This is a genomic window from Streptomyces sp. NPDC059037, assembly GCF_042740015.1.
GTDB lineage: Bacteria > Actinomycetota > Actinomycetes > Streptomycetales > Streptomycetaceae > Streptomyces.
In genome coordinates this window covers 1-8,304 of record NZ_JBHYIG010000373.1, presented here as the reverse complement: position 1 = coordinate 8,304, position 8,304 = coordinate 1, and the positions used below count along the sequence as shown (strand labels likewise).

Annotated in this window: 6 protein-coding genes and 1 pseudogene; 5 read left to right on the top strand and 2 right to left on the bottom strand. The window is 69.1% G+C overall.

Annotated features, from left to right (window positions below; all coding sequences use genetic code 11):
• The coding region (locus ACFWY6_RS42185; protein WP_384702209.1) for a maltotransferase domain-containing protein at positions 1–775 on the bottom strand (775 nt) is incomplete at its 3' end.
• 242 nt (positions 776–1,017) lie between these two features.
• On the bottom strand, positions 1,018–2,232 hold the full coding sequence (locus tag ACFWY6_RS42180) for a S8 family peptidase (RefSeq protein WP_384702206.1): 1,215 nt from the start codon (positions 2,230–2,232) through the stop codon (positions 1,018–1,020).
• Between the two features lie 300 nt (positions 2,233–2,532).
• Between ACFWY6_RS42180 and ACFWY6_RS42175 the strand changes: the two genes are divergently transcribed.
• The 5 genes and pseudogenes from ACFWY6_RS42175 to ACFWY6_RS42155 all read left to right on the top strand — a co-directional run.
• A complete protein-coding gene (locus ACFWY6_RS42175) occupies positions 2,533–2,973 on the top strand; it encodes a nuclear transport factor 2 family protein (protein ID WP_384702203.1) in 441 nt (146 codons plus the stop codon).
• 385 nt (positions 2,974–3,358) lie between these two features.
• Positions 3,359–3,823, top strand: a complete 465-nt coding sequence (locus ACFWY6_RS42170) for an IPT/TIG domain-containing protein (RefSeq protein WP_384702200.1) — start codon at positions 3,359–3,361, stop codon at positions 3,821–3,823.
• A complete protein-coding gene (gene glgP / locus ACFWY6_RS42165; protein WP_384702198.1) occupies positions 3,714–6,344 on the top strand; it encodes an alpha-glucan family phosphorylase in 2,631 nt (876 codons plus the stop codon). The genes ACFWY6_RS42170 and glgP overlap by 110 nt, the downstream gene beginning before the upstream one ends.
• A gap of 67 nt (positions 6,345–6,411) precedes the next feature.
• Entirely contained in the window at positions 6,412–7,920 is a 1,509-nt protein-coding gene (locus ACFWY6_RS42160; RefSeq protein ID WP_384702195.1) for a DUF4246 domain-containing protein, read from the top strand.
• Positions 7,921–8,107: 187 nt separating this feature from the next.
• Positions 8,108–8,304: pseudogene (locus ACFWY6_RS42155) on the top strand (hypothetical protein); the annotation flags it as partial.

Genomic DNA, 8,304 nt, shown 5'->3' with positions numbered 1-8,304 from the left:
CGGTTCCCGAGACGGGCGGCTCGCCCTCGCGCCCGACGGCACCCTCCGAGCGCGGGAAGAACTCGTACCAAGAACCGAACAGCGCCCGCTCCCGCTCCACCAGCAGTGGCAGCGGCTCCGACTCCGTGACGAGCTCACGGAGCGGATACCGGGCGAGGACCGCGTCGACCTCCGGGGTCAGTGCGGCGGCGAGCCGGGCCGCGACGGGGCGTTCGGTGTCGCGCAGGGCCTCGGCGGCGGTGCGCAGGGTGGCGCGGCGGCCCTTGCTCACCGGGGCTCCGGCGGCGGCGCGTTCGTGGAGGCGTGCGCCTTCCTCCAGGACGAGTTCGGTGTCGATGCCCGCCGGTATCTTGATCTGCGCGTGGTGCCGCCACTGCGTGACGGGGTCGCCCCACGCCTCGACGCGGTACGTCCAGTTCCCCGGCGCGTCCGGCGTGACGTCCGCGCCCCACCGGTCGGTGCCGGGGGCCAGCTCGCGCATCGGCGTCCAGGGGCCCGCGCGCCCCTCGGGGTCGAGCAGCACGGCATTGGCGGCGACCGCCTCGTGCCCTTCGCGGAATACGGTGGCGGTGACCTGGAAGGTCTCACCGACCACGGCCTTGGCGGGCCTGCGCCCGCCGTGCACCTGCGGCGTGATGTCGAGCACGGGTATGCGGCCGGGCGGCGCGTCCTGCTGTGGGGCCGGGTCCTGCTGTGCCGCCGGGTCCTCCCGGCTCTTGGGCACCTTCTTGGGGGCCTTCGCCGAAGCCTTCGCCGGCGGGCGCGTTGAGGGCATGACCACTCCTGTCCGCGTTACGTGAGTGGGGCGGATACGGGGGTGTGGAGGGTTCTGCTGTGTGCGTACCGGGGGAGCCTTCCCACGGATTTCGGGTGGGCAATCCGGCGCTTTGTTAACTACTAGTGCGTAAGGCCTCATACAAGACCGGCGGCACAGGGAGTCTGTACGGGCACATGCCGGGCGCACATAAGACCGGCCCCGCCGATCGAGGCGGGGCCGGTCCGGGGATGTGCCGGGTCCTACGGGTTGTTGACCTGCAGGAGCTTGTTCGGGGAGCCGAGGCCCCTGCCGGTGACCTTGCCCGGTGCCGCGCGGTCGGTGAGCGCCTTGCTCACCTCGGCCGGTGTGGCCGCCGCGTGGTCGGCGAGGTACAGCGCCGCCGCGCCCGCCACGTGCGGCGCGGCCATCGACGTACCGGAGATGGTGTTCGTGGCGCCGTCGCCCGTGTTCCACGCCGACGTGATGCCCACGCCCGGAGCGAACAGGTCAAGGCTTGCACCCCAGTTGGAGAAGCTTGCCCTGGCGTCCTTGACGTCGGTCGCGCCGACGGTGACCGCTTCCTTCACGCGGGCCGGCGAGGACAGGAACGCGGGGAGCCCGTCGTTCCCCGCCGCGACCGTGTAAGTGACGCCGGACGCGATGGAGTTGCGCACGGCGGCGTCCAACTGGACGTTGGCCGAGCCGCCGAGGCTCAGGTTCGCGACGGCCGGCTTCTTCGCGTGCTTGGTGACCCAGTCGATGCCGGCGATGACCTGTGCGGTCGTCCCCGAGCCCGCGTTGTCGAGGACGCGCACGCCCACGACGTTCGCCTTCTTGGCCACGCCGTACTTCCCGCCCGCGACGGTCGCGGCGACATGCGTGCCGTGGCCGTTGCCGTCCTGCGCGGTGGCGTCGTTGTCGATGAAGTCCCAGCCGCTGCTCGCACGCCCGCCGAAGTCCGTGTGCGTGCTGCGGATTCCGGTGTCGATGACGTACGCCGTCACGCCCTGACCCGCGGATTCGGGCCAGGTGTAGGACTTGTCGAGCGGAAGGTCGTTCTGGTCGATCCGGTCCAGGCCCCAGGACGGCGGATTCTTCTGGGTGTGGTCCAGGGACACCGTGCTGTCCTGGACGACGGAGGCGACGTCCGCGTCTCCCGCGAGCCGCTTGGCCTCCTTCGAACCCGCCTTCACCGCATAGCCGTTGAGCGCCGTGCTGTAGGTGTGGCTTATTTTCGCGCCGTATTTCTCCGCTATGCCCTTGCCCGCCTCTGACGGGGCCTTTGTGCCTCCCTTGAGTGTGACGATGTAACTGCCGCTGATGGAACCGGGCTCCCCGGCGCCGAGTATCTGCCCCAGCGGGGCCTCGGCCGGAGCTGCGTGCGCGGGCAGCGTGATGGCCGAAAGCACCGCCGCCGTGGTGGCGGCGGTGACGGCTCCCGCCCACCGCAGACGCTTCGTACGCGACAAAGTCATACGCTGGCTTCCCTCCCCAACTTGACGTGCGGCCCGAGGAGTTGGACCGGTGGCTTGCCGGGTCCCCCGTATCCTCCGCGGGCGCCACTTGGCAGCCTCTCGTGAGCTGTGAGGCCCTACAAGACCACACGGCGTGGGGGAATCGGCCATACCTCCCGTGGGGGTGGTGTGAGGGTTGCGGCGATTTTCGGACGAGTGCGGGTACGGCCCGCCCGAGCGGAACGCTGCGGTGCGTGTTGTCGCAGGTCGACGTCCGATGTCCGCCAGCGGTGTGTCTGCCGGGGAGGCCACGCTGGCGGCATGAACACCCAGCCGACAGCGTCCGAAACCGACCCGGTGGCCGTCCTCACCGCCATGTACGAGGCAGAGTCCCGCTACCTGGCCGCCGGCGGCCCCGGCGAGGCCTCCTTCGAGCCGCTCGCCCCGTACTTCGCACACGACGTCGTCCTGCACCAGGCGGACGCCCTCCCTTACGGCGGCACCTGGCGCGGCCACGAAGGGATGGTGCGGTTCTTCCTCGCCATGGCCGAGGCGTGGGAGTCCTTCGAGATCGGCGAGCAGGAGTTCTTCGCCACGGGCGACACGGTCTTCGTCCGCAGCGAGGTCCAGGCGCGGGCACGCGCCACGGGACGTGAACTCGCCTTCCCCGTACTGCAGTCGATCGCGGTGCGGGACGGGCGGATCGCCGAGGTGTGGCCGTTCTACTGGGACACGGCGGCGATCGCGGCGGTGTGCGAGTAGCGGTCACTCCTTTCCCGCGGGCCCATGCTCCCCGCTGAACGCCTGCACGCCGGTGCCCGCCACGGTGAAGATCGTGTCTTGAGCCACGGGTGCCTGATGCGTCATCGCCATTGTTTCTCCTCCGGTCTTGTCGGGCCTCCCCGCGTGCGCGCGGATGAAGGTGAAGTTCCCCGGTGAAGTTGGCCGTGGAGAGTTCGGCGGGACAACGCCCGCAATTCGGTCGCGCTTTCCGTCGGAACGTGGCCGGAGGCGGGTGTCGAATTCCTGGCCGTGAATTGTTGCCGAGGCGGGTCAACCTCTGCAGGGATGCGGGGCTCCGATTTATGGGGCCCCTGGTCGGGAGAGATGCCTACGGGTGTCAAGCGGGGCGTCCGGGGAGCAGAACATGCCGGAACTCCAGAGCGACCCGAGGCCCGAACTCATGCGTTTCGAGCCCCCGTCGGGTCCCGTCGACGGCGGTCAGCAGGTGACGGTCCATGGCAACCACCTGCAGTACGTCATCGACATCTACTTCGACATCTACTTCGACCACGACGCGTGCATCATCAAGGAGCAGCAGGCCAACAAGATGGTCCTCATCACCCCGGCCCACTCCGAAGGCGTCGCTGAAGGGCACCAGAGGGGTCCGGTCATCGCCGGGCCCTTCTTCTCGCGCTCCCCGTGCGCCGTGGTGAACGAAGGGCGGGCCCGGCTACCTTCGTACTCGTCCCGCACGTACACGCCGTACGAAGGTGGAGACCGTGAAGGCCATCCGTCGATTCACCGTACGTCCCGCCCTTCCCGACCCTCTGTCCCCGCTCGCCGAGCTCGCGCGCAACCTCCGCTGGTCCTGGCACACCCCCACCCGTGAGCTCTTCGAGGCCGTCGACCCCGAGCTGTGGGCCGCGTCCGGCGGCGACCCCGTGCGGCTGCTCGGCAGCGTGCCGCCCGCGCGGCTCGCCCGCCTCGCCCATGACGAGCCGTTCCTGCGGCGCCTCGCGGAGGCCTCCGACGGGCTGCGGGAGTACCTCACCGGGGACCGCTGGTACCAGGAGCAGGCCGCCGACCGCGGTGGTGAACTCCCGCGCGGCGTCGGCTACTTCTCGCCCGAGTTCGGCATCACGGCCGCCCTGCCGCAGTACTCGGGCGGGCTCGGCATCCTCGCAGGCGACCACCTCAAGGCGGCCAGCGACCTGGGGGTCCCGCTCATCGGGGTCGGGCTGCTCTACCGGCACGGCTACTTCCGCCAGTCCCTGTCCCGCGACGGCTGGCAGCAGGAGACCTATCCGGTGCTCGACCCGAACGAGCTGCCGCTGACCCTCCTGCGCGAGGCGGACGGCCGCCCCTGCCAGGTCGCGATCGCCCTTCCCGGCGGCCGCTCGCTGCGCGCCCACGTCTGGCAGGCGTGCGTCGGACGCGTACCGCTCCTGATGCTCGACTCGGACGTCGAGGAGAACGACCCCGGCGCCCGCGAGGTGACCGACCGGCTCTACGGCGGCGGCAGCGAACACCGGCTGCTCCAGGAGATGCTGCTCGGCATCGGCGGGGTGCGCGCCATACGGGCGTACTGCCGGCTCACCGGGCACGCGGAGCCCGAGGCTTTCCACACCAACGAAGGCCACGCGGGCTTCCTCGGCCTGGAACGCATCCACGAACTGGCCGAGCAGGGCGTGGAGTTCGACACCTCGCTCGAAGTGGTCAGGGCGGGCACGGTCTTCACCACCCACACGCCCGTCCCCGCCGGCATCGACCGCTTCGACCGCGAACTGGTCGCCCGGCACTTCGGCCCGGACGCCGAGCTGCCCCGCATCGACGTCGAGCGGATACTGCGGCTCGGCATGGAGACGTATCCGGGCGGCGAGCCCAACCTCTTCAACATGGCGGTGATGGGCCTGCGCCTCGGACGGTGCGCGAACGGCGTCTCCACCCTGCACGGCAAGGTGAGCCGCGAGATGTTCGCGGGCCTGTGGCCGGGATTCGACGCCGACGAGGTCCCGATCTCCTCCGTCACCAATGGCGTGCACGCCCCGACCTGGGTGGCCCCCGAGGTCTTCCGGCTCGGCGCCCGCCAGATCGGCGCCCAGCGGACGGAGGACGCCCTGTCGGTGGGCGGCTCGGAGCGCTGGGACGCGGTCGCCGAGATCCAGGACGCCGACATCTGGGCGCTCCGGCGTGAGCTGCGCGGGCAGTTGGTGACGGAGGTCAGGCGGCGGCTCTACGCCTCGTGGCGCGGCCGTGGCGCGGCCAGCGCCGAACTGGGCTGGATCGACGACGTACTGGACCCGGACGTCCTGACGATCGGCTTCGCGCGCCGCGTCCCTTCGTACAAACGCCTGACCCTGATGCTGCGGGACCGCGACCGCCTGATGGATCTGCTCACCCACGATGAGCGGCCGATCCAGATCGTCGTGGCAGGAAAGGCGCATCCGGCGGACGACGGTGGCAAACGCCTCATCCAGGAGCTGGTGCGCTTCACGGACGACCCGCGGGTGCGCCACCGCGTCGTCTTCCTGCCGGACTACGGCATGGCGATGGCCCAGAAGCTGTACCCCGGCTGCGACGTCTGGCTGAACAACCCGCTCCGCCCGCTGGAGGCGTGCGGCACGAGCGGCATGAAGGCCGCGCTGAACGGCTGCCTCAACCTCTCGGTCCTGGACGGCTGGTGGGACGAATGGTTCGAGCCGGACTTCGGCTGGGCGATTCCCACGGCGGACGGTTCGGCGACGGACGACGACCGGCGGGACGATCTGGAGGCGGCGGCGCTGTACGACCTGCTGGAGCGCCGGATCACGCCCCGCTTCTACGAGCAGGGCCCCGGCGGTCTCCCCGACCGCTGGATCGAGATGGTCCGCCGGACGCTGACGCGGCTGGGCCCGAAGGTCCTCGCCGGGCGGATGGTCCGTGACTACGTGGAGGGTCTCTACGTCCCCGCCGCGCGGGCGCATCGGGCGCTGGACGTGGCCGCGGCAGGGGAGTTGGCCTCCTGGAAGGCCCGGGTGCGGGGGGCGTGGCCGCGGGTCGCCGTCGACCATGTCGAGGCGACCGCGTTCGGGGCGACGGCCGAACTCGGCTCGACGCTCGCGCTGCGGGTCCGGGTGCGGCTCGGGGAGCTGACGCCGGACGACGTGGAGGTGCAGGCGATCGCGGGACGGGTCGATCCGGAGGATCACATCGCGGACCCGGCTTCGGTGTCGCTGAAGCCGGTGGGCGCCCCCACTCCGGAGGGCAGCCGCCTCTACGAGGGACCCCTGACCCTCGACCACGCGGGCCCCTTCGGCTATACGGTGCGCGTTCTGCCGTCGCATCGACTGCTGGCCAGCGGGGCGGAGCTGGGTCTGGTGGCGGTGCCTGCGGAGGGCATGGGGGAGGGGGCTGGGGTGCTGATGCGGTGAGATTGCGGTGTCAGTCCCCTGAAGTATCCTTCCGGCCGCCATGCATCGACCGGGAGGACCAAGAGAATTGACTGGCCTGTCTGCTTTCCCGCTGCCCTTTCAAGCGTCCCGTTCCATATCGTTCGCGACACCCCGAACACTGCGGGAACTTCAGATGATGGAGTGCAGCGCCCATATCCGGGCGAAGCCGGGGTGGTTCGAGAAGATGAACGACGCCGACATCGTCGCCAGGTGGACGCAAGAAGCGGTCGCCCAGGGCCTCACCGAGGCGCAAGTTCGTTACGTGCTTGCCGAACTCGCGTATTACGCCGCATTGCGCGACGGACAGACCGGCATAGAGGTGTCCGCCGTCGACGGAGTGTGGCAGTCGGACACGCTGGTCGACGACGAGCTCGGATCCCGGCTGCGCGAGGCGGTCCGGGTTCTGGAAGAGGTCCCCGAAGACGAGAAGGACTGGCACCCCGGATCCGACGGCCAGGTACTGGATCTGGTGCATCCCTCACTGTTCTGCCTGGTGAACGAGGCGAGCGGAGCGCCCGAGCGGGCTTGGGAGAACCCGACCAACCGCTATTCGCAGCACGAATTCTCCGAGAAGTTCCAGTGGCTTCCCACGGACGTCGACGTCAGTGAAGACGGCGATGTCGCCTTCCGTTCGTACGTCAACAACGTCCACCCCGAGAGGCATCGCGAACTGGCCGCAGTCCTCCCGGACTTGTTCGCACGCCTGCGTCCGCTGTTCGAGAACGTACTCACCGATCTGCGCCACCCGCGGCCCCTGCGGATCGAGGCCGATCCTTACGGGTGGTACGACTCGGAGCCGGAGTATCCGGACAGGTCTTCCTTCAGTGATGACGAGGCCCACGACAAGGCCGTCAGTGCCTACGAAGAGGCCCAGGACGATTGGTGGGAGAACCGCAGCCCGGTCATCCCGGACGCCCCTGCCTTCACCCCGCCCGAGTTGCCCGACGACTTCGCCCGATTCGACCTGCGCGGCCGTCGTCTCCAGGTCATCGTCAAGCTCGCCACCATTCATCTCACTCCGGACAAGCCCGAGTACGCCGGTGGTTCCTGGCATGTCGAGGGGATGCTGAATGAGCGGATCGTCTCGACCGGCATTTACTACTGGGACAGCGAGAACATCACCGAAAGCCGGCTGAGTTTCCGGGCGGCACTCGACGACCCGAACTACGAACAGAACGACGACAATGGCGTGCGTGAGGTCTACGGCCTGGAGAACGAAGACGCACTGAACCAGATGCTGGGATCGGCATCGACCCCGGCGGGCCGCTGCCTGGCGTTCCCGAACATCCTGCAACACCGCGTCGGCTCGTTCCGCCTCACGGACGCCACCCGTCCCGGGCATCGCAAAATTCTCGCGTTCTTCCTGATCGACCCGTCGGAAAAGATCGTCTCGACATCCGATGTGCCACCGCAGCAGCCATGGTCCGAGACCTCGACCATGACGCTCGAACAGGCCAAGAGCTACCGCGAACAACTCATGCAGGAACGCAAGTTCTTCGTCGACGAACACAACGAGCAGCTCTACGAGCGGGAGTTCTCCCTGTGTGAGCACTGATCCTGTGTGAGCACTGATCACCAAGAGCGGCACCCGGGGGGAGGCCTCCCGGGTGCCGCTCTGCGCTGACCTGGGGCGCAGGAACGGATCGGCCGTGCAACCGTCGGGTTTCCGCCAGACGTCCTGACCTTGTACGTTCATGCGTACTCAGGGCAGTTGATGATGTGGGTGTAACGGGGGTTGCGGGATGGCGGGCCATAGACCGCGGGATTGGCATGTCCTGGATCTGGACAAGGATCCGACTCCGGGTGATCCGGACCGGGTTCGCAGTCTCGCCAAGAACCTGCATGACTTCTCCGACGATGTGGGCAGGGTCCTTCGCGACATCAAGGGGATGGCGGGCGAGGACGCGATCCTGAAGTGGGCGGGCAAGACGGCTGACGC

Bases quoted from the DNA above. Each gene is read 5' to 3' on its own strand.
- ACFWY6_RS42180 (WP_384702206.1), bottom strand. From the start codon at position 2,232: ATGACTTTGTCGCGTACGAAGCGTCTGCGGTGGGCGGGAGCCGTCACC.
- ACFWY6_RS42175 (WP_384702203.1), top strand. From the start codon at position 2,533: ATGAACACCCAGCCGACAGCGTCCGAAACCGACCCGGTGGCCGTCCTC.
- ACFWY6_RS42170 (WP_384702200.1), top strand. From the start codon at position 3,359: ATGCCGGAACTCCAGAGCGACCCGAGGCCCGAACTCATGCGTTTCGAG.